Genomic DNA, 25,971 nt, shown 5'->3' with positions numbered 1-25,971 from the left:
GCACCTCAACCGCGTACTGTAGAGGGTATGAGCAAAATCGCAGTGGTTCCCGGGTCGTTTGACCCGATCACCCTCGGACACCTCGATGTGATTCGCCGCGCCGCAGCGGTCTTCGACGAGGTCCACGTACTAGTCGTCCATAATCCAGGCAAATCGGCGATGTTGCCGATCTCAGAGCGTATGGCACTGATCCAACAATCGCTCGATGAGGATCCCGAAACTCCCGACAACGTCATCGTTGCCTCGTGGTCGGTCGGGCTGCTCGTCGACTACTGCACTGAGGTTGGCGCGAGCGTGCTCGTGAAGGGCATCCGTTCGCAGCTTGACGTCGCGTACGAAACGCCGATGGTGCTCATGAACCGGAGTCTCGCGAACGTGGAGACGGTGTTCATGCTTCCCGAGCCGTCGCACGCGCACGTCTCAAGCACGCTCGTGCGCCAGGTGTCGTCGCTCGGCGGCGATGTGAGCCCGTACGTGCCCGAAGCCGTCGCACGCTTCCTGGCAACGGCGAGGCCCGCATAATGGCGCGCATGTTCGAAGAGAGCGTCCGCGACATCATGAACCGCCCGGGGGAGATGCGCGAGCGCGAACTCGTCATCTCCGTGCCCGAGCGCTTCGGAGAGGCCCTCGCGGCCATTCCCGCGGGTGAAGAGCTGAAGCTCGATGTGCGTCTGGAGTCCGTGCACGAGGGCATTTTCGTGTCCGCGACGGCCCATTCGACGATGCACGCCGAGTGCGGTCGCTGCCTCGAGGACTTCACCGCGCCGTTTGAAGTCGAATTTCAGGAACTTTTCGCGTATACTCCTACGGAGGCCGACGAGTATGGGGTTCACGGTGATCACGTGGATCTTGAACCCCCGCTCCGAGACGCGGTAGTGCTTGCACTGCCGTTCCAGCCTGTGTGTCGTCCGGACTGTCCGGGTCTCGATCCCGAGTCCGGCGAGTTGCGCGATGCCGGGGCTGCGATGGCGACTAATGTGGATACAGATCCGCGTTGGGCGGCACTGGCTGAATTCAAGGCTGTAGAATCATCTGGTTCGGGTGTGCCCGAATCTGAGAGTAACTAGGAAAGAGAGCATCATGGCTGTTCCCAAGCGCAAGATGTCGCGTTCGAACACCCGCCACCGCCGTTCGGCGTGGAAGGCTGCGGTACCCGCACTCGTCAAGACCGTCGAGAACGGCAAGACCGTGTACAGCCTCCCGCACCGTGCCCGCGTGGTCGAGGATTCGCAGGGTACGCCCCTGTTCCTCGAATACAAGGGTCGTCGCGTAGCTGACGCGTAAGACTTACCCGTGACGGGGAATGAATCTTCACTCCCGCGACACGAACACGAAGAGCCGTCGGGCGTGCCTCAGGGCGCGACCGGCGGCTTTCTTCACGCGTTCGACGTTGCGGTAGACCCGGAGCTGCTCGAGCTCGCGCTCACGCACCGCTCATGGGCGTACGAGCACAGCGCTGCTCCGCACAACGAGCGCCTGGAGTTTCTTGGCGACTCGATCCTGGGGCAGGCGGTGACCGTCAAGCTGTACCGTGACCATCCGGAGCTCACCGAGGGTGAACTCGCAAAGCGCCGCGCAGCGCTCGTGTCGACCGTGGCGCTCGCCGAGGTCGCGCGGGGCCTCTCGCTGGGAGCCGAACTGAAGCTCGGCAAGGGCGAGGAGCAGACCGGCGGACGCGACAAGGACTCGATCCTTGCGGACACGGTTGAGGCGGTGATCGGCGCGGTGTTCCTCTCGACCGATTCGGTGACGGCGGCGGACTTCGTGCTGCAACTCATCGACCCGCTGCTCGAGGACCCCGAGCGCTTCTCCGAGGTGCTCGACCCCAAGACCACGCTGCAGCAGGAGGCCGCCACGCGCGGGCTCCCGCACCCCGCCTACGACACCGTCGGTACCGGGCCCGATCACGCACGCGTGTTCGCGTCGACCGTGCAGCTCGGTGACGTGACCGGTCGCGGCGAGGGTACGAGCAAGAAAGTTGCCGAGCTCGCCGCCGCGCGCGACGCAGCTGCTCAGCTGCGCGCACTCCGTGCCGCGCGCAAACCCCGCACCGCGCGAGCCCACAAGAAGTAACTGTGCCCGAGCTTCCCGAGGTTGAGGTGGTGCGCGCGGGGCTCGCCCCCGCCGTCACCGGCGCGCGGGTCATCGCCGTCGAGGTGATGGATCCGCGCGCTCTGAAACGCCACACCCCGCTCGGCGAGGTGCCGGGTTCCGCCCCCGGCGAGGGCGGCCACGGCCGCACCCTCTCTACGGAGGCCGGACGCAGCCGCGCCGCCGACTTCGAACGGCGGATGACTGGCCGCGTGCTCGCCGCCCCGCTCAGGCGCGGGAAGTTCATGTGGATCCCGATCGCGGGGGAGAGTGGGCCCGCGTCTTCGGCGCCCGAGCCCACGACTGCGCTACTTGCGCACCTCGGCATGAGCGGACAGATGCTGCTCCGCGCGACGGACGCCGCGGACGACAGGCACGTGCGGATCCGCACCTGGATCGAACACCCCGAACACGGCGAGCTGCGGCTCGACTTCTCCGACCAGCGCCTCTTCGGCTCGCTCGCGATCGACGATCTCGTTGACGCCGCGCCCGGCACGATCCCGGCGCAGGCCGCGCACATCGCGCGCGACCCGCTCGACGAGCACTTCGACGACGAGGCCTTCGTCGCGGCGATCCGTGCACGCTCGATCGGTGCGAAGAAGCTGCTGCTCGAGCAGCGGCTCGTGAGTGGCGTCGGCAACATCTACGCCGACGAGACGCTCTGGCGCGCCCGCGTGCACCCGGATACGCCCGGGGCCTCGCTCTCGCAGCGGGGCGCGGTCACCCTGCTGCACCACATGCGCGAGGTCTTCGCGCAGGCACTCGCCGAGGGTGGCACGAGCTTCGATGAGCAGTACGTGAACGTGAACGGGCAGGCCGGGTACTTCGCGCACTCCCTGAACGCGTACGGCCGCGGGGGAGAGGCGTGCCCGCGCTGCGGCGGACTGATCAAGCGCGTGCCGTTCGCTGGGCGGTCGAGTCACTTCTGCCCGAAGTGTCAGCGGAAGCGCTAAGAGTGGACGGAGTCACTCAATCGCAGCGCGCTCCTTTTGCCGAGTGTTGCCAGAGCGTGGCTCATGATCGCGCTGGGAATCAGCAGACATGTGCCCCGGATGAAATCTTGTGTTCGTAGCGGAGTATTGGATCGCTGAAGCTCTTTTCGCGCAGCTATTGCTCCTGGGAGCATCGCGGGCACGGCGGTGACAGCTCCAGGCGTATAACCTCGTCTCGCGATTGACGCGGCGAGGTGGGTGTAAACGTGAGCCTCGAGACCGGCGAGGGTGGCTCGATACAACCTCGACTGGCCACCCGTGCGCTGACCTCGCCAACACGCTGCCCCAACGATGACGCCCATGATCCCGATGGCTATCCAAGACTGACGCTGACTGATCCGGAGATACTCGATTCCTGTGCGGTCAGCCATATCGTTGCAGGCAGCAGGGAACGTCAGTGCTTCCTCGATGTCGTGAATTGCCCAAGCGGCGAACAAGAGCGCGGGTCCGCGAACCTTCATACGCAAATTCTAGGTGCGAGAATGCGTGGATCCCTAGGTGCGTTATACCGGTTGAACACCTTGTGATGATGGATTCGGCTTTCACACTAGGTTCTCTTAGCGCCCAGGCGTATCATGTACATCGTGTACATGGTTCCCGTTTACAGCTCGTGACCTCGGAAGGAGCGCTATGTCCCTCATCGTTCCAGATTACGACTCGATGGCCTCAGCACGAAAGAGCTTCGGGGCAGTTCTTGACTCCGCCGAGCGAGGCCGGGCCGTAACGATCCGTCGGCACTCGAAGACTGCTGCAGTAGTGCAGGTAGACCAGCTCCGCGCCTATTTCGCCTCGACGCTCAACGCGCACGCGGAAGTCTTCAGCGAAGACGGCCGCTGGGTGGTGCTGCTGCGGGGGCGGTCCTTCGTCTCAGAGGGCCTCACCGTTGACGAAGCAATCGATGATCTCATCGCCTCTCTGCGAGAATACGCCGAGGACTGGGAAGACCGGCTGAGTAGCGCCTCGAATCACCAAGCAAACTGGGCGCTGGTGCAGTTGATCACGCTCTCGACAGACGACGAGCTGCGCGCTTGGATTGAGAATGGTGGCGAGTAGCGTCTGAGTAAGTATCCAGCGCCTACGCGCGAGCACCACGAAGACTTCTGCACAACGGAAGACTGGACTATTGTGCGCGGGGCGACGGGCAAGCCGGTCAAACACCACCGCACGTACGAGCTAGTGCTGTGGGACGGGCGCATCCTGCGGACACGGATCTCCAAGCCAATCGATGGCACTACCTATGGTGCAAGGGTCTGGGCCCATATTCTCCGTGAACAACTCACAGTCTCTCAGGACGAATTCTGGGACTGCGCTCTCCGCTCGATTAAGCCGGACCGAGGTGGCCCACGTCAGGTCGCCCCTCGTGCTGCGCTGCCGCTCCACATGTACCGGCTCCTCGTGCACATCGGTGCGACCGACGAAGAGATTGCACAGCTTGACCCCGCATCCGCATCCGCGAGGATCGCGGCGTTCTACAGCCGAGGGCCCGAGGAGTAGGCTTTCCGCGTTTGTCGTAGCGGGGCTTCGAATACCTCATGGACCAGGGTGCCCCGCCTGTTCGCTCCGGGATCGCCCGAATATATGCCGAGATCGTGCGGATCGGGCATATATTCGGGCAATCCCAGGCGGAACGTCGCAGCCGTGGCGCCAGCCCTACCGCTGCCGCTTCACCCGCCCCTCGCCCCACACCGGCACGTCCGACTCCGTCACCTCGCCGTCCTCGCCAAACACGAGGAACCGTTCGAAGTCGCGCGCGAACCAGCGATCGTGCGTGACTGCGAGCACGGTGCCCTCGAAGGCGCGTAGCGCCTGCTGCAGCGACTCGGCAGAGACCAGGTCGAGGTTGTCGGTCGGTTCGTCGAGCAAGAGCAGCGTTGCGCCGCCGAGTTCCAGCAGCAGAATCTGCAGCCGGGCCTGCTGCCCGCCCGAGAGCGCCTCGAAGACTTGCTCTGAGGCGCCCGCGAGCTCATACCGGGCCAACGCGCGAGCGGCCTGCTCGCGCGGGAGCCCCTGCCGGTGATCGTCGCCGCGGTGCAGAATATCGAGGAGCGTGCGCCCGGCAAGGTCGGGCCTGCCCTGGGTTTGCGCGAACCAGCCGGGCCGCACACGCGCCCCGAGTTTCGCGGTGCCCTCGTGGAGCACCGGCTCGATCACGACGTCGGTGCCCGGTCGGTTTTCCGGTTCGGGGTCCGTGCCGCCCGCGGCGAGCAGCCGCAGCAGGTGGGACTTGCCCGAACCGTTCGAACCGAGGATCGCGATCCGATCGCCGTACCACACGTCGAGATCGAACGGGAACATGAGCCCGGTGAGCTCGAGCTCGCGGCACACGATCGCCTTCTTGCCCGTGCGCCCGCCCGTGAGTCGCATGGCGAGATCCTGCGTGCGCGGCTGTTCCTCCGGCGGCCCTGCCGCTTCGAACCGCTCGAGGCGGGTTTGCGCGGCACGGTACCGGCTCGCCATGTCGGCGTTGTAGGCGGCCTTGTCCTTGTACATCTGCACGAGGTTCTTGAGCTTCTGCCTGTCCTCGTCCCAGCGCTTGCGCAGCTCCTCGAGGCGTGCGAATCGGGCTTCGCGTGCCTCGTGGTAGCTCACGAAGGATCCGGGGTGCGTCCACGCCGTGTTTCCTGCGCCGCCGAGCTCCAGGTTGACAAGGGCGGTGGCGCTGCGGGCGAGCAGCTCGCGGTCGTGGCTGATGAACAGCACGCTCTTCTCAGACGCGCGGAGCCGGTCCTCGAGCCAGCGTTTCGCCGGGACGTCGAGGTAGTTGTCGGGCTCGTCGAGAATGAGCACGTCGTCGCTGCCGCGCAGCAGTGCTTCGAGCGCGAGCCGTTTCTGCTCGCCGCCGGAGAGCGTGCTGAGCTCGCGGTCGCGGCACCGGTCGTACGGGATGCCGAGGGCCGCAATCGTGCAGACGTCCCACAGTACTTCGGCGTCGTAGCCGCCGGCGTCGCCCCACTCGGAGAGGACGCGTGCGTAGCGCATCTGGATGGCTTCCTCGCGGAGCGGATCGGTGTTCTCGAGCATCGCGGTTTCTGCGAGCTGCACACGCTCCGCGGCTGCCCGCACGGGTTCCGGAGAGAAGGAGAGGAGCAGCTCGTGCACGGTGCCCGAGGTGAAGAACTGGCGCATCACGCCGACGGAGCCGCTGCGGGAGACGACGCCGCCGTCGGGGGTGAGGTCGCCCGTGATGATGCGCAGGAGCGTGGTTTTGCCGGCGCCGTTCGCGCCGATGAGGCCGACTTTCGCGCCGTTGCCGACGCGGAAGCCCACGTCGTTCAGCAGGGGTCTGCCGTCGGGCAACGTGTAACTGATGCCGGTGAGTTCAAGATGAGACATGCGGGTGCTGCTTTCTTCCCCGGATATCGCGGGGAATGAAGAGGGAAGTGGATCTGTGCGCGCGGGCTGCCCGGTGAGCTCGGGGTGCCGCGGGTGCGCGGGCGGTGGGGTCACGCGCGGGCGCATTGGATCGATCCGGCATCGTGCGAATGCGCACAGTGTGCGGCGAGAAAGCGGTGGCCATGTGGCCTCCTGTACTGCGTGCCGCGAGCGAAGAGAGAGCTCGCGTTGGTCTGACGGGGGTCAGGAGGGGTCAGCGATGACACCCTCCGTGGGGAACCCTGCGCGGATGAGACGCAGGCCCGTTAACCAAATGCCAGGCGGTACACGCTACGAGAGTATCGCGAACGCGGGGCGGAGCGCTACATCGCAATGCGGCTCTTCACAATTAAAGGTGTGTACCTCAGTCGCGAGGAACGCTCAACAGCCATGACCTCAGCAAGGTCATGATTCATTTACGGTAAATCGCTCATGACTTCGCTGAGGTCATGGTTTGTGAGCGACTCAAGCTGGGCGTGCCCTCGCCTTGGGAATGTAGTGGCCGTAGTGAGAAGGGGCTTCGCTGTGGCCCCTTTGCGCGGGCCGCGTGGCTGTCGCAGCTCCCCAGGTGCGTTCGTTGCGTCAGACGGTTCTGGCCACCGAGCACTTCGCGGCGGTTCGCAGATTCGTGACGTTAGGCTGGGGCGCATGGAATCAACGATGATCGACCAGACGACGGTGGGCTATGTTGCTGAGCTTGCTGAGCGCATCACGCAGTCTGTTAGTCGCGCGATGAGCGACTCTCGCGAGGCGGTCGACGCTGCGGTAGCCACGCTGTTTGCCGGCGGACACCTGCTCATCGAGGACGTGCCGGGAGTCGGGAAAACCACGCTCGCCACGGCGCTCGGCCGTTCCATCGATGCGAGCGTGCGCAGGCTGCAGTTCACCTCTGACATGCTGCCCTCGGACGTTACCGGGCTGTCGGTCTACCACCAAGACGCGCACGAGTTCACGTTTCATCCCGGGCCGATCTTCAGCAACATCGTCATCGCCGATGAGATCAATCGCGGTACCGCAAAAACACAGTCGGCGCTGCTCGAGGCCATGGCCGAGCGCACGGTCACCATCGCGGTGAGACGCGGGAACTGCCCGAGCTGTTCCTCGTGGTCGCGACGCAGAACCCGGGAGACATGGAGGGCACCTTCCCGCTGCCAGAAGCGCAGCGCGACCGCTTCATGACGCAGATCTCACTCGGCTACCCGAGCGAAGACGCAGAGACTGCGATGCTGCGCGCGAGGACCGGCAGCGATCCCGTGCGGTCGATCACCCCCGTCGCCGATGTCGCGGAGGTGCTGCGCGCGCAGCGAGCGGTCAGCGACGTGCATATCTCCGAGGCGGCCGCCCGATACCTGGTTGCCCTCATCACCGCGACCCGCACGCACGCCGCACTCTCCCTCGGGGCGAGCCCGCGGGCCACACTGCACCTTGCCCACATGTCGCGCGCCCGCGCCCTGCTGCAGGGCAGAAGCTTCGTCACCGCTGACGACATCGCGCGGCTCGCTCCTGCGGTGCTCACCCACCGGCTGCTCCCACGCGGATACTTCGACAGCGAACTTGACGCGACGCACGCTGTGGCGGCAGTCGTCGCCGAGATTGTCGCGAACACCCGAACCGAGTGACGCCGCCGTGACCTCGCAGGGCAAGCAGCCACGGAAGCAGTCACGGAGGCTCCCGCTCACGCTCACCGCGCGGGGAGTATTCGTGCTGCTCTCCGCGGTCGTGCTCGGGGCAGGCTGGCGGTTACTCGGGCTGCACGGACTGAGTGTATTCTGCTTCTTCTTCGCCGCCAGCCTCCTGCTCGCGGTGATCATCGTCACGGTGGGCTCGCGGGTGCCGCCTGCGGCGCAGCGCGGGCGGATCCTTCGCCCGGAGTCCTCGACAGCGACCGTGGGGGAGCCACACACCGTACACCCGAGCCTTGCCGCGCGACGGGGGCCAGCGGCGGTCGTGGCGGCCGAGTGGGAGGTCAACGACTACCTGGGAGAGACTCGGCGCTCCACGACACGCACACCAGCCGCGCTCACCGTCGCGCACCACTCCCGCGGGCCCGCCACGGTGTGCCTGCTCGCGGTGCTGTTCGAAGACCCCCTCGGCTTGGCGCGGCGAAGGATCCGCATCGACGAGCGCGCGGAGATCCTCGTGCTGCCGCGGCTCCTCACGGGTGACCACCGCTCGCCCTCGCTCGAGGCGCCCGGGGCAGGCGGAACACAGCAGCAGACCGTGGCCAGGGAACAGCGGGGGCTGCCCGGCGGCGACGTCCGCGAGTACCAGGCGGGCGATCCCGTGAGGCAGATCCACTGGAAGCAGAGCGCCCGGCAGCGAGAGCTCCTCATCCGACTGCCCGAGCAGGATCCACAGGTGGCCGTCGACCTGCGCCTGCGCACCGACCCGGTAGCGTACGAGAGCGCGGAATCGTTCGAACACGCGGTCTCAGTCGCTGCCACTGAGGGGCTTCGACGGATCCGCGCTGGGAACCCAGTGCGGCTGCTCACAAGCGCTGCCGATCCGCAGCTCTGCACGACCGCGCCCCAGCTCATGCGGGCACTCGCATTCGTGCGCCTCGATGACCCCGAGGCGGCAGCCCATGCGTGACGAACACCCCCACACTCTCGGTACCACGCCACCCGCCGCGCGGCTCCGCCTGCTCGCGATCGGCGTCGCGCTGAGCGTGCTCTGGGCACTCAGCCTCTGGGTACTCACCACACTGCTCACACCGCAGGGCTGGTGGGGCACTGCCGTCGCAATCACCGCGGCCGTCACACTCCTCACCTGTCTCGGCCTCGCGGCCACCAAGCTGCCGCGCTGGGTGGTGCTCACCGTCGCTGGCACCGCCGGCCTCGCGCTCTGGATCGGAAGATTTGCGTGGAGCGGCGGACTGCTGGAGTGGGTCGCGGACCCCGCGCTCCAGCTCGCCCGGCTCCAGAGCGAAGTGCTGCGCGGTATAGCTCCAATGGACCCCAGCCCGCTCCTCCAAGACGTCATGCTGCTGCTCGCGTGGGCATGGAGCTTCATCGTCGTGCTCGTGCTCACCGGATTCCGGCGACACGGCCGCGCTCTGCCTGGCGCAATCGCGGCGGCGCTCCTCATCGCACTGCCGCCGCTCTGCATCCCGCTCATCACGAACGAAGCCCCCAGCCTCGGCGCACTCCTCGGCATGGTGACGCTCGTCGCAGTAGTCGTGTGGCTCGCCTCAGCCAGACTCAGCCTCACCGGCGTCGTCGCCGCGGGAAGCGCGGTCGCGCTCGCCGCAGGGGCGTTCGCCATAGTGCCAGAGGTCCGCACCCCAAGCTGGAACCGCGGCGTGCAGTACGCGCCGGTCGGCGGTTACGTCGACGATGTCACGATCGAGCTCGCGCGCGACCTGCAGGCGGGCAGCTCCGTTCCCGTGCTGACGTACACGAGCGACCTCGAGCAGGCGGTGTATCTCCGGCTCGCAACGCTCAGCACCTTCGACGGCGGCACCTGGCTGCCCGACGAAGCACTCGACGCTGCGGAGCGCACCGTGGGGGAGGAGCGCGTGCTCGTCACGCCCAGCGGCGAGGCTTCGGGCGGCGAGCTTGCCGCGCTGCGCAAGCTCTCCGGCGGTCAGCATGACGAGCAGGGGCGGATCGTGGTCAGTACTCCTGGCGGCGAGGCATGGTTCGCCCCCGATACCGGGCGACTCATCGGGGTTCGGGCGAGCGAGAGTCCCTTGGGGGACTTCACGTTTGAATTCGGCGAGGATGAGCGGCAGTTCGTCGATGTCTCCATTGCGGCGCTGCGCAGTTCGTGGCTTCCGCTGCCCAGCGGGGCAACCCAGGTGGTCGATGACGAGGGCGAAGGCGCCTTTGACACCGACGAGTGGGTGTGGACGCAGGATGCGAGCACCGCGGCATCGGCTGACGCCATGACCGGGCGGGGCGACGGGTACCGGGCGTTGCTCTACCCCTGGGGCGGCGGGGCCACCAGGAACTTTCTGAGTTGGCTTCCCCCGGAGCTGCTGCGGGTGTTCCCTGATGCAGCTGCCGCGCCGAGCAATCTGCAGCCCTACCTCGAACTTCCGGGAACCCTGCCTTCATCGCTGCAGGCACTCCAGGCTGAGTTTGGCGGCCTCGGATACGACAGGGCTGGCACCGCGTTCGCGCTTGAAGGGTACTTCCGCAATTGGGGCGAGTTCACCTACGACGAGGCGGCACCGTACGTCCCGGGCGCCGACCCCGAAGGCCCATACGGGGTGATGGATGCCTTCCTCGCGACGAAGTCAGGGTACTGCGTGCACTTCGCCACCACCTTCGCGACGGTCGCTCGAAGCGTCGGTGTGCCCACGCGGGTAGCTGTCGGATACGCGTCGCGCGCGCGTGGCGAGACCCCGGTCGCGGTGCGGGGCAAAGAACTGCACGCCTGGCCGGAGGTGTACATCGACAACGTCGGCTGGATTCCCTTCGAGCCCACCCCCGGTGGCGCCGGGGTTCGTGCTGAAGGAGGCGGCGTCGACAGCGCGCAGACCGCGGCGGCGCTGGCCGCTCGCGAGGACGACACCACCGAGCCTGACGTGCCCGATGCCGACGAAGAAGAGGTCACCGGCGAGAACCGGCCCCTGACCGACGAAGAGCTAGCAGGGCAACGAGATCCCACTGGGCCCGGGGCAACCGCCGCTGCTGGCGGAGGTCCCTGGGTGTTCACCGGGGTGACGCTATGTGCGGTCCTCTTGCTCGCCGCACTCCCAGCGTTGGTCAGGCAGCTCCGGCGCACGCTGCGGGTGCGCGCGATCCGCAGCGGCCGCGACCCCGCCCGCCACGCGTGGGCTGAGTTCGAAGACCTCCTGCGCGACCACCGTCGAGCACCGGGACAGCACCCCGCGGGAGCCGCGGGAGCCTCGGGAGCCGTGGGAGCCGCGGGAGCTTCGGTACTGCCGCACGCGCAGACGCCCGAGGCGCTCGTAGAGGCGGCCTGCGAAAGTGGGTCACTGTCCACGCCAGGAAGTCGATCCGCCGCCGAACTCTTGGCCACGGCAGTGAGCCTGGAACGGTACGCGCCCGCGGGCGCACGCGAGCCCGCGGCCCACCTGGAGCCGATACCCGAGCAACTCATCTCCGCGCTCGGCACTGTCCGTTCCGAGTTGCAGTCGAGCTCCCCGCGCGGTGTGAACGCTCGAGCCCGCTGGTTGCCGGCCTCGCTGCTCAGAGCGTCAGGATGATCCGAGCCAAGTCCGCAGGCCTGCTCCACATCGGCCAGTGCCCAGTCTCGAGATCGACGTAGCTGACGTCCCGAAACCTCGTCACCTCAGCGAACATCGGGTGACCAGCCTGCGCCATCTCCTGCACCTGTGCGCTTGACAGGGAATTGCAGACGAACGTCGTCGGCACGTCGAAACGCGCGTCGTTCGCGAGTTCGACGCGCTGGCGGAGCACACCGGCGGGCTCGGTGACGGCTCGCTCGCGGAAGCGCCCGAGGGTCTGCTGGTCGAGGTCAACAAGACTCGCCTGCTGTCCGAGCGCTTCGAACGGCGGCAGCGGGAGCGGGCCTGCCTCGAGCGGGTAGTCCGCGGCGAACGCCGCGCCAGGCGCGACCGGGCCGCTGTCCACCCAGATCACCCGGTGCAGGAGAGCTGGGTGCCGATCCAGCATGAGCGTCACAGGCCCGTTCGCTCCGCTGTGCGCGACAATCACGACGGGCTGTGCCCTGTCGCGTGCGATCCGCTCGATCTCTTGGAACTGGTCGTCGAGCGTCCGCTGAGCGCGATCGGCGTCGGTGGGGTCGAGGCCCGGAAGTGTAACCGGGATCGCTTGCCTGCCCGCGGCTGCCAGCTCGGTGACCACGTCGTCCCACGCCCAAGCGCCGAGCCAGTGGCCGGGGATCAGGATGATTGTTGGGTGCTGCTCTTGCGATGTCATGCCACAATCTTCCCGTGGCCCGGGGACAATAGCATGTCACTATTTCTGGCATCATTTAACCAGGGTGCACACATGAAACGAATTGAGCGACTGCAGGCGCTGTCCGAGAAGCTGCGGCGCAGCGGCGCACGCGGCGTGACCGCGGAGCGCCTGGCCAGCGAATTTGGGGTGTCGCTGCGCACGATCAAGCGCGACATCGAGACGCTCGACAACAGCGGTCTTCCCGTCTGGTCGAGGCCCGGGCCCGGCGGCGGGTACGGGGTCGTCGCGCAGTCAAGCCTGCCTCCCGTGCGGCTCAGCCCGGCAGAGTCGGTGGCGCTCCTTGCCGCGGTGTCGGCGGCATCAGATGCGCCATATACGGATCGTGCGGCGGCAGGCATGCGGAAGATTCTCGACGTGCTGGACCCCGAAACGAGGGCGAGGGCAGACCAGCTCGCGAATCGCATATGGGTAAACACAGAGGAAGTTGCCACGAGGGTGGTACGGTCTGCGCTCGAAACCGCAATGGCAGAGCAGAAGGTTGTGCGTATCCGCTACGTGTCGGGTGCCGGGGACGAGACGCTCCGCGATGTCGAGCCGATGATCTTCGCATCCACGGGCGGGCGCTGGTACCTGATTGCGTGGTGCCGGTTGCGCGAGGCGACCCGCTGGTTCATGATCTCCCGGATCGCGCGTGCCACCGTCACGCAGCTTGCCTGCAGCGGGCACGAGATCGCAGAGATCGGCACCCCACCCGAGACGGCCAAGCCGCTCCGCGCCGAGGGCTGAATCGGGGTCGGTCGACCCGGGCTCTGGTTGGAGCTTGTTGTGGTGGGGCAATGAGCAGCCCGAAGCCCAGCGCGCAGCGCCCGCTGGGACTTGCCGCGATTGTCTACGTTGCACTGCTGTGGCTCACGCTTCGCCGTGCCACGGGGCGTCCTGAAGATCCCGCGGTCGGCTTGTAACTGGCGGCCACACGTTCAAGGCACAGCATGTCAACCTTGACCGGTGCTCAGAAGACATGACCTCAGCGAAGTGATGAGTGATAAGCGGCGAACAATTCATGACCTCGCTGAGGTCATGACATGTCGGCGCTCCGAATTGCTGAGGTCTACGCACTTTGGTGAGAACTGCCAGTAGTGAAGTGGCCGTTCTGTTCAAGACGTCGTCGCACGCCGGACCGTAGTCTGAAGCCATGACATTGAAACTTGGCTTTATTGGAATCGTCACCCGCGACATGGGTGCCTCGCTCGCGTTCTACCGCGCCCTCGGCGTGCACGTCGAGCCGGGGCAGGACGACGCGCCCCACGTCGACGGCAAGCTCGACGACGGTGTCGTTGTCGCGTGGGACACCATCGAAACGATCCGCGGCTTCGACCCGGCGTTCGAGCCCGCGACCGGCGGACACCGCATCGCGCTCGCCTTCGACAAGGGAACCGCTGCCGAGGTTGACGCCTCGTACGCCGCGCTCATCGCTGCCGGCTACCGCGGGCACGTCGAGCCCTGGGACGCGCACTGGGGGCAGCGCTACGCGACGCTCCTCGACCCCGACGGCAACTCGGTTGACCTCTACGCGGAGCTCGCCGCGAACTGACTCGGGCTCATTCCGACCAGCCGCTGGAACTCGCGTGAGAGATGCGGTTGGTCGGAGAAACCTGCGGTGGCCGCGGCGTCTGAGAGGGAGGATCCGCCCTCGAGTAGCGCCCGCGCGCGACTCGCGCGCTCGATGCGCACGAGCGTCGCGTACCCGTACCCAAACGCGCCGAGCATGCGCCGGCGGAAGGATCGTTCCGACGCGCCAAACTGCTCGGCAGCGGAGCCGGCTGGAACGAGCCCGCCAGCCGCGCGCCGCACCGCGTCAGCCCACGCGTTGTCGGCTGTGTGCGCGGACGTGGCCCGTGCCAAGTTCGCCACCGAGGTCTCTCCGCGGCCCAATCCCAGCATCGCCTCGCGTAGCTGGCCGGCCCCGGGGCCGTGTCCGAGGTCGCTGAAAGGAACGAGCTGATCGGCGATCTCGGGGAGCACCGGCCCGAACAGCTGGGCGGCGTGACCGGGAGGGATCCTGAGCCCGAGCGATCCACCTTCGCCGTCGCGCTCCGACACGATCCGCATCGTTGATGGCCCAGCGACAAACAGTCGGGAGTCGCGCAGGATGAGGTCGACGGAGCCGTCGGCGGGAATCACGGCCCCGCCGGTGCTGCCCTGGGAGCGCCAGAGTGCGGCGCCGTTCGGCAGGAGCGACTCGGAGTACATTCCGCCCAGGATACCCGGGGCGGATGAATTGCACTGGTGCTGCACAATTGAAGGGGTGCAGCGGCGCGATGAGTAGGAGCCCTCGCCGTCCGCACCGAGCGGGAGCGTAACTCTCAGGAGCGCCGAACAGACATGCTCTCAGCGAGGTCAGGATCTTTCAGCTGCTGAGGACTCCTGACCTCGCTGAGGACATGGCCTGTGAGCGTCGTGCGCGGGTCCCTGAGGAGGACACAAGTGCGCCTGCAGTCTCCGTCTCTCGGTAGCTGGGGCGTCGTGATGGCTTTGGTAATGTCGCCCAGTGCCGTGGTGGTTTCCATCTTCGCAAGCCACTTCTGGTGTTGATCGGGTGGAGCGGCTGAGGGGCTCGCAGCAGGTTCACCGAAATAGGTGGCGCATTCAGAGTCACCGTCGTCGGCAAACTACACTCTTGGTATGGGGCAGCCGGAGAATCAACCTTTAATCCGAAGCGCGGAATCCGCGGTGCGTATCCGGCGGGCTACTGCAGCAGACCTGCCACGCCTTGCGCGTGTGCTGGCCGACGCGTTTGCCGGTTATCCCTGGACCCGCTGGAGCATTCCGGAAGACGAGTACGACGCGCGCCTCGAAGAGCTGCAGTTGCTGTATCTCGGCCACGCGCTCGAGCATGGGCTTGTCCTCACGGAGGATGGTCTTCTGGCTGTCGCGGCCTTTCTGCCGCCCGACGCCCCGCAGCCATCGGACGCTCTGCAAGAGCGTGTCGGTGAGCTGCACGGTGATCGGCTCGACCGCTTGCTCGGTGTCTCGCTCCCGCCCGGTCCGGAGGGGGCCTGGACACTCGCAACCGTCGGTGTCTCGCCCCAGAGCCAGGGGAGGGGCCTCGGCTCGGCAGTAGCCCGCGCCGGGCTTGCGGCGGTTGATCAGCGCTCAGTGCCAGTGACGCTCGAAACCTCATCCGATGACAATGTGCGGCTCTACCTCCGGCTGGGCTTCTCGGTTGACGCAACAACGCACATCCCGGAGGGGCCAACCGTCTACTCGATGAGTCGGCCCGCGGTCACTGAGCGCAGCGACCGTGAGTAGCGTCCAGCTTCGGTCTGCCGCGCTCGACGCTTCGACTGCACTGCTATGAGTCGGGAAGCGGAGGCGCTCGCTGGAGTCGTGCGTGACTACGGCAACAGGGCGCGGGAGTACGCAGAGCTGCTCGGCGGCGTTGAACACCTTGCGGCCCTCGACGTCGAGCTGGTGCTGCACTGGGCTCACGGACTCAACCAGGGAGCCTCGGCCGCAACCGTGCTCGATGTCGGCTGCGGGCCTGGGCAGTGGACGCAGCTCCTCGCCGAAGCCGGCCTGGCCGCGCGCGGGATCGACCCCGTGCCCGAGTTTGTCGAGCTTGCCCGAGCCCGCTACCCGCAGCAGCGATTCGACCTGGCGTCGGCGCAAATGACCGGTGTGGCAGAGGGCACGGTTGACGGGGTGCTCAGCTGGTACTCCCTCATCCACGCGGAGCCGGGCGAGGTGCGCGAGGCTCTCACTGAGTTCCGCCGCATCCTGCGACCGGGAGGAGGGCTTGCCGTCGGGTTCTTTGAGGGACCAGTGCGCGAATCGTTTGCCCACGCGGTGACGACAGCGTGCTTTTGGCCGCTTGAAGAGTTAAGTAGCGAGGTAGCGGCCGCCGGCTTCACGGTGATTCACACCGAGGCGCGGACCGGCCCGGGTGCCCGCCGGCACGGTGCGCTGCTCGCCACCCGCAACGCGTTGGGATAGTGCGTCCGCGGTCGCTGCGTGCCCTACGCGCGCAGCGTCTCCGCGAGGCGGTTCGCCGTGTCGAGATCGCGGACGACGAGCTGGATCCCTTTCCCCGCGCGCAGCGTGAACGTGACGGCGGCCGCGCCGCCCATGTTGATCCGAGTGAATCTCTCGCCGTCGACCTCGGTGGGCACCACGACCCAGCTCACGATCCCGGGGTTCATCCCATCGTCGGCGGTGACTCGTACCTGCGAGACGGTCTCACGGGGAACGGTGCGGCGGAACAGCGGTGCCGCGAAGTGGATGGAGTCGCGATCGACTGCGACCGTGATGCGCGCAACCCAGATCCACCACGCGGCGAACGCGGCGAGCGCTGCGGGCGCGACCCACGCGATCAGCGAGTCGGTTGAGACGGCGATGAGCGCGGCGAACGACGCCGCGATCCCCAGCGCGATGGTCGGGCCAAGCCTCGCGCTGCCGGTTGCGCGTTCGGAGTGCGCAAGCTGGGCGCGAATACTGGGGGATCCCGAATCCTGATGCGTCATGCCTGAACTGTAGTCCAGGCCCGAGGAATTGCAGGCTTGGGTGGAGCAGTGCAGCGTACGCAAAACAGACGGTCGAATGCGTTGAATCTTCTAGCGAGCAGAAATACTCGTAAATTTCACCCCCGGATTGTGCATTGTCGTGGTTGTGGAGGGTGCAGAGTGAGAAGTAGCCCAGAAAGATCACCGCGACGTGATCTGGCAATCACTACAAAGGAGTCACCATGACTGCATTCAGCAACGACATCGAAGCCGTAGAAGCACTCAAGGCGCAGCACGGCAGCAGCTGGGATCGCATCAACCCTGAGTACGTCGCACGCATGCGGGCGCAGAACCGCTTCAAGACCGGTCTCGAGATCGCCCAGTACACCGCAGACATCATGCGCAAGGACATGGAAGAGTACGACGCGGACTCCTCGCTGTACACCCAGTCGCTCGGTGTCTGGCACGGCTTCATCGGTCAGCAGAAGATGATCTCCATCAAGAAGCACCTGAAGACCACGAACAAGCGCTACCTCTACCTCTCCGGCTGGATGGTTGCCGCCCTCCGCTCCGAGTTCGGCCCGCTGCCCGACCAGTCGATGCACGAGAAGACCTCAGTTCCCGCACTCATCGAGGAGCTCTACACCTTCCTCCGCCAGGCTGACGCCCGCGAGCTCGACCTGCTCTTCACGCAGCTTGACGAGGCACGCGTTGCCGGCGACGAGACCGCAGTCGAGTTCATCCAGTCACAGATCGACAACTTTGAGACTCACGTTGTGCCGATCATCGCCGACATCGACGCTGGATTCGGCAACCCCGAGGCGACCTACCTCCTCGCGAAGAAGATGATCGAGGCCGGCGCGTGCGCGCTGCAGGTCGAGAACCAGGTCTCCGACGAGAAGCAGTGTGGCCACCAGGACGGCAAGGTCACTGTTCCGCACGAGGATTTCGTCGCGAAGATCAACGCGATCCGCTACGCGTTCCTTGAGCTTGGCATCGACAACGGCGTGATCGTGTCGCGCACCGACTCGCTCGGCGCGGGCCTCACCCAGAAGATCGCCGTCAGCGAGACCCCTGGTGATCTCGGTGACCAGTACAACTCGTTCCTCGACGTCGAGGAGATCTCTGACGCCGACCTCGGCAACGGTGACGTCGTCATCAAGCGTGACGGCAAGCTGCTCCGCCCGAAGCGTCTCGCATCGAACCTCTTCCAGTTCCGCGCCGGCACCGGAGAGGACCGCTGCGTGCTCGACTCCATCACGTCGCTGCAGAACGGCGCCGACCTCCTCTGGATCGAGACCGAGAAGCCGCACGTCGAGCAGATCGCCGGCATGGTGGATCGCATCCGCGAGGTCATCCCGAACGCGAAGCTCGTCTACAACAACAGCCCCTCGTTCAACTGGACCCTGAACTTCCGCCAGCAGGCATTCGACCAGCTCGCAGAAGAGGGCAAGGACGTCTCGGCATACGATCGCGACGCGCTCATGAGCGTCGACTACGACGGCACCGAGCTCGCCGATCTGGCTGACGAGAAGATCCGCACCTTCCAGCGTGACGGTGCCGCTCGTGCAGGTATCTTCCACCACCTCATCACCCTGCCGACGTACCACACCGCTGCGCTGTCGACCGACAACCTGGCGAAGGGCTACTTCGGTGACGAGGGCATGCTCACCTACGTCCGCGACGTACAGCGCGAGGAGATCCGCCAGGGCATCGCAACCGTGAAGCACCAGAACATGGCAGGCAGCGACCTGGGCGACAACCACAAGGAGTACTTCGCAGGTGACGCAGCGCTGAAGGCGGGTGGTAAGGACAACACGATGAACCAGTTCAACTAACAGTCTCCGGGGCTGAGCCCCGTAGAGGCGATCACATTTCCCGCAAACGGGGGTTCGGCTTCGGCCGGGCCCCCGTTTGTGTTGTGCGCGGGGCGGCGCGCCGCCCGCGGCAACCACCGGCGCAGCGGGATGCGGGATACTTCAGAGTATGCAACGACTACTCGCCGCTGGAACGCTCGCAGTTATCACGGGATTGGCGCTCGCCGGCTGCGCGGCCGACCCGACAGGCACGGTCACGCTGCAGGTGAGCGAATTTGCGGATGACTACGACAGCGACAGCGTCGAGGTTGCCCTGAGCATCGGCGGGGAGGAGTTCGCGTCGGTCGAGCTCCGCGAAGGAGATGGGCGCGCCATCGAAGACGTACCCCTCGGCTGGCTGAAGATCGACGCGCTCGACTACTGCTCGGGCGAAGCGGAGCTCAGCGCCACCTCACCCACAATGGGGCTCTTGATTTCAGGCGACGGCAGCTGCGCCTTCACCGACTAGCGTCGGGAGTCATCGTCCGGTGTGTGCCTGCCGCTGATCACCGAGACGCGTCGTGGTGCAGGATGATCTGGAACAGGGCGTGATCCTGCCACTCGCCTGCGATGCGCAGGTATTTGGGGGCCATCCCGATGCGTTCGAAGCCCGCTTTCTCAAGCACCCGCTGCGAGCCGATGTTGTGGAGCAGCGTGCTCGCCTCGAGCCGATGGAGCCTGAGCTCGCCGCGAGCAGCTCCCACGATGGCCTGCACGGCGGCTGACGCGAGACCACGGCCGGCATAGTCCTTGTCCATCCAGTACCCGAGTCCCGCGCTCTGGAAAGGCCCGCGTGAGACACCCGCGACGTTGAAGCGGCCGATCACTGCGTCTCCGTCGAACATGCCGAACGACACCCCCAGGCCCGCGTCGGCCTCGGCCACTCGGCGCGCGAGATCAGTGGCCTGCCAGGCCTCGCCGTAGTACTCCTCTGGGCGGATCGGTTCCCACGGAGCGAGGTGGTCACGGTTTCGGACGTAGGCCTCTGCGACCGCCCCCGCGTCGGACACGGTGAGAGGCCGCAGTGTGACGCTGTCGCTGATTCGCCGAACTCCAAACATGCGTCAACGGTAGCGGGCTCGCGCGGCACGCACCATCACCGCACTGCGCGGCGCCTCACCTCGCCGGGCCTCGCTGCTAGCCTGAGCGGATGCCTCCGAACGCGCACGAATCAGCATCTCCTGGATCGGCGGGGCAGCGGCCTCAGCTCGCCGCCGACGTATCTGCTGAGGAGTTCTCGCGCTGGTACTGGCTGAAGGACGAGCTGGTTGTGTTCGCGAGGGCGCTCGGGATCCGCGCCTCCGGGGGCAAAGAAGTGCTCGCCGCCCGCATCGCCGCGAAGCTCGCGGGGAGCGAGTTCGTCGAGCCCGCCACAGCCCGCACGAGCGGATCGAAACAGCTCGCGGGCCAGCTCACCGGCTCGACGCTGATCCCGGTCGGGCAGCGGTCGAGCCAGGTGGTGCGTGCGTGGTTGACGGAGCAGGTGGGTGACGGGTTCCACTTTGATGCCGAAATGCGCGCATTCTTCCCCGCCTCAGACGGCACACGCACGCTCGACGACGCGATTGCCCACTGGTATGCGACGCGGGATCAGGCGCCCCGCGAGATTGACAAGCAGTTCGAGTTCAACCGATTCACCCGGGCCTGGCATGCGCGCTACCCCGAGGGGAGCCGCGCCGACCTGCTCGCAGCTTGGTCTGCGTACCGGAGTCGGCCCATCGACGAGCGAGGTCGCGTTTAGGGAGACTGCGCCGTTCGACGAAACACCAGCAGTGCGTCGGCGACGAGATCGTGGGGGAGCGCGTCCCAGTGGATCTCGGTGACGCCCACCGACTCGAGATGCCGTCCAAGCACCCGCGCGCAGTCCGCAATGAGCGGCGTTGTCGCGCCCATGTGGTGGATGTCTGCGACGTTCCACACCACGAACCCGCCGGGCTTCACGAGCCGAGCGCACTGCGCGGCGACGAGGCTGAGCTCCTGAAGGTACTTGCCGTAGTCTCCGGTGTTCTGCTCGTAAGCGGTGAGCGGGTCGGCTTCGTGATGATCCTTCGTCATATACGGCGGGGAGGTGAGCACGAGATCCACCAAGCCGTCTGCGACCGCGGGGGAGATTGCGCGTACGATCCGGAGCCGCTCGCGCGCGTCACCCTCGATGACCCGAGCGCCTGGCACGCGCCGCTGGAGCTGCTCGACGCGCTCGGGGAGGAGCTCGATCCCGAGCGCGCGTCTGCCGAGCAGCGCGGCGCGCTCAATTGTCGTGCCGAAGCCCGCGAACGGGTCGAAAACGAGTTCGCCAGGCGAACTGCAGCGCTCGAGCACGTGGTCGACGAGGGCGGCGACCATGTGCACGTCCTCCTCAGCCTCCTCCGGTCGCTCGGCGTGAAAGGCCGCCAGCGTGGCGGTCAGCGCAGGATCAAGCGGGGAACATCGTGTGGGGCGTTCGAGCAGCTCTTCGGCAGGGATACTCACACTCGCAGTGTAGCTGGGTTGTGACTTCACGCCTCACAGAGATGCGAACTGCGCTGTCTCGAGAAGGCAACGACCCCGAACAGTCCCCGTGGGTCGCCTCCTGTAGCCACCGGTTAGGGTGGAAGGCATGAGTCCACACGGCAGTGCGCCCGAGACCCCCGCGGCTGCCGCGACGAAATCCGCAGGCCGCCCCCGCAAGGTGTACCGGACCGGTGCGGTGACGACCTGGCTGCGGCGCGGATCGATCCTGCTCACCCTGGGTTCCACACTGGCGCTCCTCATCGGGTACGCCACGCTGCCCAATGAGATCCCGATCCACTTCAATCTCGCTGGTGTCGCCGATGGCTGGGGACCGAAGCGTTACGTTTTCGTGCTCGTCGGGGTCTTCGGCGCGCTCGTGTTCGGTTCAGCTTGGTTGTCGACCAAGCCGCACCTGTTCAACTACCCGACGGAGATTACGGAGAGCAACGCGCAGGCGATCTACCGGGAGGGCGAACGGATGGTAGTTTGGGCCGCCCTCGCGATCTCGCTGCTCACCGTCAGCTTCGCGCTGAGCACGCTGCTCGCGCTCGACCTCGCGTTCTTCAACCTCCTGATGATTGCAGCGCTGCTCGGTGCCACCGGGGTGGGCGTCGTGCGCATCATCAACGCGGCTCGGCGGCTGCCCGCTCCATAAGCCGCCATGGGCCGCCAAGGAGCGGCGTGAGCGTGAGCACGACGTAGATGACGCCGATGACCGCGAAGGTCGCTCGCGTGCCGAGCACATCAGCACCGAGACCTCCGAGGAAGCCACCGAGCGGCATGCCCGCCCACGCGCCAGCGGTGACGAGGCCAAGCACTCGGCCCCGGAGCTCCGTCGGTACTCGCTCGAACTGCGCTGCGCCGAGGATCGGGTTGATCGCGCCAGCGGCCAGTCCGCTCACCACCGCCGCGGCGATCATGCCCGGAGTGTGGAAACCGAGTGCCGGGGCGAACGCAAACGCGCCCGCAACCGTGAAGCAGAGCGCGAACGGGACCCGGCGGGGGAGCCGGTGCGCAACATACCCGAAACCAATGGTGCCGACGAGCGCGGCCGCGCCGAACGCGCCGACGATGAGCCCCAGCGGTGCCGAGCCGCCGAGCTCCTCTGCCGCGTAGAGCGGCATCAATGTGCCCGAGCGTGCCGCGTCGAGCGCGTTCGTCACGACGACAAGGGTGATGATGCGTACGAGGAGCGGATCCTTCGCCACGAATCTGAATCCCTCGCCGAGATCGCGCCAGTATCCGTTGCCACTCGGCGCCGGAATCGCTCCTCGTGGGAGCCTGACGGCGGCGGCCGTGAGCGCCGCCGAGATGGCGAACGTGCCAGCCGTCACGAAGAGCGCCGGATGCGGTCCGACGGCGGCCACCAGGATGCCGGCGAGTGGAGCTCCGAGAAGCGACGACAGTCTGCTCGTTCCGTCGAGGAACCCAATCGAACGCTCAATCGGAATTCCGGCGCTGCGTGAGAGGGGTGGCAGGAGTACGCGCCGCGACGTCTCGCCCGGAGTGTCGAACAGGCCACCGAGAAACACCAGTGCGAGGAGCGCAGGGAAGGGGAGGAGCTGTGCCGCGGCGAGCAGCGGAATGAGTGCGAGCGTTGCCCCGCTCATGATGTCTGCAAGCACCGACGCCCGGACATAGCCGAGCCGGTCGATGAGCGCCCCTCCCAGGGTGCCGCCGATGACGACCGGAGCGGTCGAAGCGGCGGCCGCGAGCCCGACCTCGATCGCCCCGCCGCCTGAGCCCAGCACCGCGAAGGGGATCGCGAACACGGTCACGACATTGCCGGTCCGCGAGAGAGCGTGACTCGTCAGTAGGGCCCGCAGCGGGAGCGACCCGGATCGTTCGCGCGCGCTCACGGCTGCTGATAGCCCTGTGCGAGGAAGAAGACCTCTGCGATTTCGGCCTGCCGCGAGGGGCTGCCCGCAGAGTCGGCATCCTGGGCTGTGCTGGCGGCAACATTGGCAGCGCTGACGTCGAGCCAGCGGCCCTCCAATGCGGTGACCTCGGCGCTGAGCTCGGCCAGCTGCGCGGCCGTCAAGCGCAGCCGCCGATCGGTGACGAACCCGGCCTCGACCCACTCCGGTGGGAGATCTGCAGCGGACTGCATGTAGCTGGTGAGTTGCCGTGCGTAGAACTGCCCGAGCAGCGCGAACAGGTCTTGCTGTGCCGCCAGGCGCTCTGGGTCGCGCGTGAACTCGGCCGTGTCCCACTGCGTTGCCTCGTGTGATGCGCGCCACCACCGCTGCCTGCCGTCGGAGCCGGCCTCGGGAGCTTCTTCAATGAAGCCGGCGCTCGCAAGCTTGCGCAGGTGGTAGCTCAGCGAACCCGGTGCCTCGTCGACGAACTCGGCGAGGTGCGCGGCCGTCCGTGGGCCGAGCTCGCGCAGTAGCGCGAGCAGGCGGAGCCTCGTGGGGTGCGCGAGCACACGCATTTGGGCGGCGTGGTGCACATTAGCTGGAGGGGTCATGCCACCAGAATAGTCCACAATGACTATTGCGCAAGAGTTATTGTGGAGTTTTCGCATTGTGCCGACGGTCGCGGTCGGGGTCGCGGTCGCGCGTGCGCCTGCACGGCTTTCGGCACCGGATCACGGGGATACCCTGGTCCAGTGAGATTCTCGAGCTTTGAACGCTTTCAGCTGCATGACGGCAACGGACGCGCTGTGGCGGGCCCGTGGGGAGAGGAAGAGAGCAGTAGCTATGAATCCGGCACCGTTTCCCTGGATGGGGAAGTGTGGCGCATCCGCACGGCGCGGGTCACGCCGACGAAGCCCGGCGCCTTCGTCGCAGGCTGGGAGCGCGGGGCGAGAGGCGAGACGCGACCATTTCCCCGCGTAGGTTCCGTGGTTGGCCTCATGGTGTTTGTGACAGAGGGGGAGCGGTTCGGAGTGTTCCGCTTCACCCAGGACATGCTTGCCGATCTTGGAGTCGTGCGTTCCGGCTCTTCCCCTGGCAAGCGCGGATTTAGGGTCTACCCCGGCTGGAGCGGCGGACTCAACGCGCAGGCAGTGCGGGCCCAGCGAGCGCAAGCGCCTGCGTTCGAGCAGCTGGCATAGGCCCGTCCCGCAGAACTTGGCTGTGCGCAGTCGCGGCAGGGCCCGGTGCAAGCAGGGCCCCGGTGCAAGCAGGGCCCCGGTGCAAGCAGGGCCCGGTGCAAGCAGGGCCCCTGCCCAAGCAGGGCCCGGTCCATCGGTATGTAATCTGCCCAATATCTGGAGAAAATCGCGGTTTCGGCGCTAGGGATCGGCGATTGCATACGGTGGGGTGCCGGGTGCCGGGTGCCGGGTGCCGGGTGCCGGGTGCCGGGTGCCGGACCCTAGGCTACGCCCGCCTACGCGTCGGTGATGAGGCGTTTGCCGAGCACCCGAACCTCATTGGTCTCGTAACCGAGCTGCGTGTAGAAATCGATGGCCGAGTGGTTATCATTTCGCACCATCAACTGTGATTTGGGGCACCCCATTGCCTCAAGCAGCTCCTCGGCCGCGGCGACGAGCGATCGCCCCACCCCAAGGCCCCGATGGGTCGAAGCGGTCGCGAGATAGTACATCCAGCCGCGGTGCCCGTCATAGCCCGCCATGACGCTCCCGATGATGGCACCCTCGTCCTCAGCGACGAGGAATAGCTCGGGCTGCGCGGTGAGCTTCCGCGCAATGTCGGCGTGCGGATCGTTCCATGGTCGGGTCAGGCCGCAGGCCTCCCACAGCGCCACTGTCGCGTCTGCGTCTGTGGGCTGAAACTGTCTGATCGTTGCTGAGGGCGACATGTTCTCACGTTACAGCAGGTGGAACAGGTCAGAATGAAGCGGTCTCGGCGGTCGACCGGTCGACAACAAACGCGAGATGCGGCATGTCTGCGCCTCGACGGCATACCCTTGGCGCCAGTACGCCCGGTTGAACAGGTATCCCACCTCAATGAGGTCAGCTCCGCGGATGCTCCGACGCGACAGACCGCACTGGCCAAAGACCGCACTGACCAATCGTGTGCTCAGGTTCGGCACCGTCAGCGCGCGACGAGCGCAGGCGCGACGCTACCTGCGCACAAGGCCGGGAATCTCCGCCAGCGTGGAGGGGAGTCGACCCGGTGACGGCACTCCCACGTAGAAGGCGGCCATGCCGGCAGCAATCGGCCCCTCGACGTCTGCGGCCCAGTTGTCACCGACGAAGGCCGCCTGGCCCGCGGGGATCCCGTGGTGTCTGAGCACGGTCGCGAAGATCTCGGGATGGGGTTTGCGCCAGCCGAGATCCACCGACGTGAAGACCTGGGAGAAATACTGTTCGATACCAAACCTGCGCATCATCCGCGGAACGAGATCGGCATCGTGGGTGTTACTCACGACCGAGAGCGAGTGGTCTCGTGCCAGATCCTCGAGGCATTCGGTCGCGAAGGCTGCGAGTCGGATGCCGGCGGTCCAGGCGTCGAGATACTCCGTAACGAGTCGCTGAAGATCTGCGTCGCTCACGTCGACGGCACCTGTTCCGTCGGTGAGAAGCTCGGCGTAGCGCGCGGCGATCTCAAGCATTGAGCACTCACGACCAGTGCGGTCCGCTTCGGTGTCGAGCTCAATCCATGCCTGCTGCCACCATTCGCTCGCTTCGGTTGGGCTGATATCGACCCCTGCACGCACCGCGAAGTCGTGTGGGGCGTTGGCAGCGTCAGGCAGCACCGACGGATCGTAGTCGACCAGGGTGCCGAAGAAGTCGAAGTAGACGTGTGAAATCATGCGTCGCGCAGGGCGCGTGCTCCTGTCTCGTTGGTCCGGGCGCCGGGCGCCGGGTTCCGGGTGCCGGGTGCCGGGCTTCGGGCTCCGGGCGGGG

The 25,971-nt window shown here is 66.6% G+C and carries 32 protein-coding genes and 1 pseudogene; 21 read left to right on the top strand and 12 right to left on the bottom strand.

What is annotated here, in order from left to right; genetic code table 11:
- The first annotated feature begins 27 nt into the window (after window positions 1–27).
- The 5 genes from coaD (at window position 28) to mutM (ending at window position 3,044) form a co-directional block, all read left to right on the top strand.
- A complete protein-coding gene (coaD, locus tag AUL38_RS08705) occupies window positions 28–522 on the top strand; it encodes a pantetheine-phosphate adenylyltransferase (RefSeq protein ID WP_059061132.1) in 495 nt (164 codons plus the stop codon).
- Complete coding sequence (locus tag AUL38_RS08700; RefSeq protein ID WP_059061130.1) at window positions 522–1,067, top strand: DUF177 domain-containing protein; 546 nt, start codon at window positions 522–524, stop codon at window positions 1,065–1,067. The genes coaD and AUL38_RS08700 overlap by 1 nt, the downstream gene beginning before the upstream one ends.
- A gap of 13 nt (window positions 1,068–1,080) precedes the next feature.
- Entirely contained in the window at window positions 1,081–1,284 is a 204-nt protein-coding gene (rpmF, locus tag AUL38_RS08695; RefSeq protein ID WP_059061128.1) for a 50S ribosomal protein L32, read from the top strand.
- 63 nt (window positions 1,285–1,347) lie between these two features.
- Window positions 1,348–2,073: a ribonuclease III gene (gene rnc, locus AUL38_RS08690; protein ID WP_059061127.1), complete on the top strand. Its 726-nt coding sequence runs from the start codon at window positions 1,348–1,350 to the stop codon at window positions 2,071–2,073.
- A 2-nt stretch (window positions 2,074–2,075) separates the two neighbouring features.
- Entirely contained in the window at window positions 2,076–3,044 is a 969-nt protein-coding gene (gene mutM / locus AUL38_RS08685; RefSeq protein WP_059061125.1) for a bifunctional DNA-formamidopyrimidine glycosylase/DNA-(apurinic or apyrimidinic site) lyase, read from the top strand.
- Here the strand turns inward: mutM and AUL38_RS17980 are convergent.
- A complete protein-coding gene (locus AUL38_RS17980; RefSeq protein ID WP_059061124.1) occupies window positions 3,041–3,544 on the bottom strand; it encodes an HXXEE domain-containing protein in 504 nt (167 codons plus the stop codon). The genes mutM and AUL38_RS17980 overlap by 4 nt on opposite strands.
- A gap of 169 nt (window positions 3,545–3,713) precedes the next feature.
- Between AUL38_RS17980 and AUL38_RS08675 the strand changes: the two genes are divergently transcribed.
- Together AUL38_RS08675 and AUL38_RS08670 are read left to right on the top strand one after the other, a co-directional pair.
- Window positions 3,714–4,136 carry a hypothetical protein gene (locus AUL38_RS08675; RefSeq protein WP_083506716.1) on the top strand — a complete coding sequence of 141 codons (423 nt, stop codon included), beginning with the start codon at window positions 3,714–3,716 and terminating at the stop codon, window positions 4,134–4,136.
- A gap of 72 nt (window positions 4,137–4,208) precedes the next feature.
- Window positions 4,209–4,577 carry a cytotoxic translational repressor of toxin-antitoxin stability system gene (locus AUL38_RS08670; protein WP_201023718.1) on the top strand — a complete coding sequence of 123 codons (369 nt, stop codon included), beginning with the start codon at window positions 4,209–4,211 and terminating at the stop codon, window positions 4,575–4,577.
- Between the two features lie 156 nt (window positions 4,578–4,733).
- Here the strand turns inward: AUL38_RS08670 and AUL38_RS08665 are convergent, their stop codons facing one another.
- The gene (locus AUL38_RS08665; protein WP_059061119.1) at window positions 4,734–6,416 is read right to left on the bottom strand and encodes an ABC-F family ATP-binding cassette domain-containing protein; all 1,683 of its coding nucleotides are present in this window, start codon (window positions 6,414–6,416) and stop codon (window positions 4,734–4,736) included.
- A 471-nt stretch (window positions 6,417–6,887) separates the two neighbouring features.
- On the opposite strand from AUL38_RS08665, the pseudogene AUL38_RS17740 reads away from it, so the two are divergent.
- The 4 genes and pseudogenes from AUL38_RS17740 to AUL38_RS08650 form a co-directional block, all read left to right on the top strand.
- Window positions 6,888–7,573: pseudogene (locus AUL38_RS17740) on the top strand (AAA family ATPase); the annotation flags it as partial.
- Between the two features lie 12 nt (window positions 7,574–7,585).
- The gene (locus AUL38_RS17735) at window positions 7,586–8,074 is read left to right on the top strand and encodes a MoxR family ATPase (protein WP_235590663.1); all 489 of its coding nucleotides are present in this window, start codon (window positions 7,586–7,588) and stop codon (window positions 8,072–8,074) included.
- A 7-nt stretch (window positions 8,075–8,081) separates the two neighbouring features.
- Window positions 8,082–9,047 carry a DUF58 domain-containing protein gene (locus AUL38_RS08655; RefSeq protein ID WP_059061117.1) on the top strand — a complete coding sequence of 322 codons (966 nt, stop codon included), beginning with the start codon at window positions 8,082–8,084 and terminating at the stop codon, window positions 9,045–9,047.
- A complete protein-coding gene (locus AUL38_RS08650) occupies window positions 9,040–11,631 on the top strand; it encodes a transglutaminase domain-containing protein (RefSeq protein ID WP_059061115.1) in 2,592 nt (863 codons plus the stop codon). Before AUL38_RS08655 ends, AUL38_RS08650 begins: the two co-directional genes overlap by 8 nt.
- On the opposite strand, the gene AUL38_RS08645 is transcribed toward AUL38_RS08650, so the two are convergent.
- A complete protein-coding gene (locus AUL38_RS08645) occupies window positions 11,615–12,328 on the bottom strand; it encodes an alpha/beta fold hydrolase (protein WP_059061113.1) in 714 nt (237 codons plus the stop codon). The genes AUL38_RS08650 and AUL38_RS08645 overlap by 17 nt on opposite strands.
- 72 nt (window positions 12,329–12,400) lie before the next feature.
- Between AUL38_RS08645 and AUL38_RS08640 the strand changes: the two genes are divergently transcribed.
- The 3 genes from AUL38_RS08640 (at window position 12,401) to AUL38_RS08635 (ending at window position 13,901) form a co-directional block, all read left to right on the top strand.
- The gene (locus AUL38_RS08640) at window positions 12,401–13,096 is read left to right on the top strand and encodes a YafY family protein (protein WP_059061112.1); all 696 of its coding nucleotides are present in this window, start codon (window positions 12,401–12,403) and stop codon (window positions 13,094–13,096) included.
- 50 nt (window positions 13,097–13,146) lie between these two features.
- Window positions 13,147–13,272 (top strand): hypothetical protein, encoded by a 126-nt coding sequence (locus tag AUL38_RS17885; protein ID WP_255355609.1) that lies wholly within the window; start codon window positions 13,147–13,149, stop codon window positions 13,270–13,272.
- A 230-nt stretch (window positions 13,273–13,502) separates the two neighbouring features.
- Window positions 13,503–13,901 carry a VOC family protein gene (locus tag AUL38_RS08635; protein WP_059061110.1) on the top strand — a complete coding sequence of 133 codons (399 nt, stop codon included), beginning with the start codon at window positions 13,503–13,505 and terminating at the stop codon, window positions 13,899–13,901.
- Here AUL38_RS08635 and AUL38_RS08630 read toward each other — a convergent pair.
- Window positions 13,877–14,560 carry a helix-turn-helix domain-containing protein gene (locus AUL38_RS08630; protein ID WP_059061108.1) on the bottom strand — a complete coding sequence of 228 codons (684 nt, stop codon included), beginning with the start codon at window positions 14,558–14,560 and terminating at the stop codon, window positions 13,877–13,879. The genes AUL38_RS08635 and AUL38_RS08630 overlap by 25 nt on opposite strands.
- A gap of 480 nt (window positions 14,561–15,040) precedes the next feature.
- Here AUL38_RS08630 and AUL38_RS08625 point away from each other — a divergent pair, with 480 nt between their 5' ends.
- Together AUL38_RS08625 and AUL38_RS08620 are read left to right on the top strand one after the other, a co-directional pair.
- On the top strand, window positions 15,041–15,619 hold the full coding sequence (locus AUL38_RS08625) for a GNAT family N-acetyltransferase (protein WP_059061106.1): 579 nt from the start codon (window positions 15,041–15,043) through the stop codon (window positions 15,617–15,619).
- A 45-nt stretch (window positions 15,620–15,664) separates the two neighbouring features.
- On the top strand, window positions 15,665–16,303 hold the full coding sequence (locus AUL38_RS08620; protein ID WP_059061104.1) for a class I SAM-dependent methyltransferase: 639 nt from the start codon (window positions 15,665–15,667) through the stop codon (window positions 16,301–16,303).
- A 23-nt stretch (window positions 16,304–16,326) separates the two neighbouring features.
- Here the strand turns inward: AUL38_RS08620 and AUL38_RS08615 are convergent, their stop codons facing one another.
- The gene (locus AUL38_RS08615) at window positions 16,327–16,830 is read right to left on the bottom strand and encodes a hypothetical protein (RefSeq protein WP_059061102.1); all 504 of its coding nucleotides are present in this window, start codon (window positions 16,828–16,830) and stop codon (window positions 16,327–16,329) included.
- Window positions 16,831–17,051: 221 nt separating this feature from the next.
- Here AUL38_RS08615 and AUL38_RS08610 point away from each other — a divergent pair, with 221 nt between their 5' ends.
- Both AUL38_RS08610 and AUL38_RS08605 read left to right on the top strand, forming a co-directional pair.
- Window positions 17,052–18,647, top strand: a complete 1,596-nt coding sequence (locus tag AUL38_RS08610; RefSeq protein WP_059061100.1) for an isocitrate lyase — start codon at window positions 17,052–17,054, stop codon at window positions 18,645–18,647.
- A 148-nt stretch (window positions 18,648–18,795) separates the two neighbouring features.
- Window positions 18,796–19,134: a hypothetical protein gene (locus AUL38_RS08605; protein ID WP_059061098.1), complete on the top strand. Its 339-nt coding sequence runs from the start codon at window positions 18,796–18,798 to the stop codon at window positions 19,132–19,134.
- Between the two features lie 37 nt (window positions 19,135–19,171).
- Here the strand turns inward: AUL38_RS08605 and AUL38_RS08600 are convergent, their stop codons facing one another.
- Complete coding sequence (locus AUL38_RS08600; RefSeq protein ID WP_059061096.1) at window positions 19,172–19,726, bottom strand: GNAT family N-acetyltransferase; 555 nt, start codon at window positions 19,724–19,726, stop codon at window positions 19,172–19,174.
- A gap of 89 nt (window positions 19,727–19,815) precedes the next feature.
- Here AUL38_RS08600 and AUL38_RS08595 point away from each other — a divergent pair, with 89 nt between their 5' ends.
- Window positions 19,816–20,406: a DUF6434 domain-containing protein gene (locus AUL38_RS08595; protein ID WP_059061094.1), complete on the top strand. Its 591-nt coding sequence runs from the start codon at window positions 19,816–19,818 to the stop codon at window positions 20,404–20,406.
- Here the strand turns inward: AUL38_RS08595 and AUL38_RS08590 are convergent.
- On the bottom strand, window positions 20,403–21,134 hold the full coding sequence (locus AUL38_RS08590) for a TRM11 family methyltransferase (protein ID WP_235590662.1): 732 nt from the start codon (window positions 21,132–21,134) through the stop codon (window positions 20,403–20,405). The genes AUL38_RS08595 and AUL38_RS08590 overlap by 4 nt on opposite strands.
- A 127-nt stretch (window positions 21,135–21,261) precedes the next feature.
- Here AUL38_RS08590 and AUL38_RS08585 point away from each other — a divergent pair, with 127 nt between their 5' ends.
- Window positions 21,262–21,810, top strand: a complete 549-nt coding sequence (locus AUL38_RS08585; RefSeq protein ID WP_059061092.1) for a DUF1648 domain-containing protein — start codon at window positions 21,262–21,264, stop codon at window positions 21,808–21,810.
- Here AUL38_RS08585 and AUL38_RS08580 read toward each other — a convergent pair.
- Window positions 21,779–23,014, bottom strand: a complete 1,236-nt coding sequence (locus tag AUL38_RS08580; protein ID WP_059061089.1) for an MFS transporter — start codon at window positions 23,012–23,014, stop codon at window positions 21,779–21,781. The genes AUL38_RS08585 and AUL38_RS08580 overlap by 32 nt on opposite strands.
- Entirely contained in the window at window positions 23,011–23,625 is a 615-nt protein-coding gene (locus AUL38_RS08575) for a helix-turn-helix domain-containing protein (protein WP_161937424.1), read from the bottom strand. The genes AUL38_RS08580 and AUL38_RS08575 overlap by 4 nt, the downstream gene beginning before the upstream one ends.
- Window positions 23,626–23,766: 141 nt before the next feature.
- Here AUL38_RS08575 and AUL38_RS08570 point away from each other — a divergent pair, with 141 nt between their 5' ends.
- Window positions 23,767–24,213: a MepB family protein gene (locus AUL38_RS08570; protein ID WP_059061086.1), complete on the top strand. Its 447-nt coding sequence runs from the start codon at window positions 23,767–23,769 to the stop codon at window positions 24,211–24,213.
- A gap of 275 nt (window positions 24,214–24,488) precedes the next feature.
- Here AUL38_RS08570 and AUL38_RS08565 read toward each other — a convergent pair whose 3' ends face one another.
- The 3 genes from AUL38_RS08565 to AUL38_RS08560 are packed head-to-tail and all read right to left on the bottom strand — an operon-like array spanning window position 24,489 to window position 25,877.
- Complete coding sequence (locus AUL38_RS08565; protein WP_059061084.1) at window positions 24,489–24,920, bottom strand: GNAT family acetyltransferase; 432 nt, start codon at window positions 24,918–24,920, stop codon at window positions 24,489–24,491.
- A 9-nt stretch (window positions 24,921–24,929) separates the two neighbouring features.
- Window positions 24,930–25,154, bottom strand: a complete 225-nt coding sequence (locus AUL38_RS17940) for a GNAT family N-acetyltransferase (protein ID WP_304438376.1) — start codon at window positions 25,152–25,154, stop codon at window positions 24,930–24,932.
- Window positions 25,155–25,184: 30 nt separating this feature from the next.
- Entirely contained in the window at window positions 25,185–25,877 is a 693-nt protein-coding gene (locus AUL38_RS08560) for an HAD family hydrolase (protein ID WP_059061082.1), read from the bottom strand.
- Window positions 25,878–25,971: the final 94 nt, after the last annotated feature.

The organism is Leucobacter sp. G161, from assembly GCF_001482305.1.
GTDB lineage: Bacteria > Actinomycetota > Actinomycetes > Actinomycetales > Microbacteriaceae > Leucobacter.
This window is presented reverse-complemented; position numbering and strand designations above follow the sequence as displayed.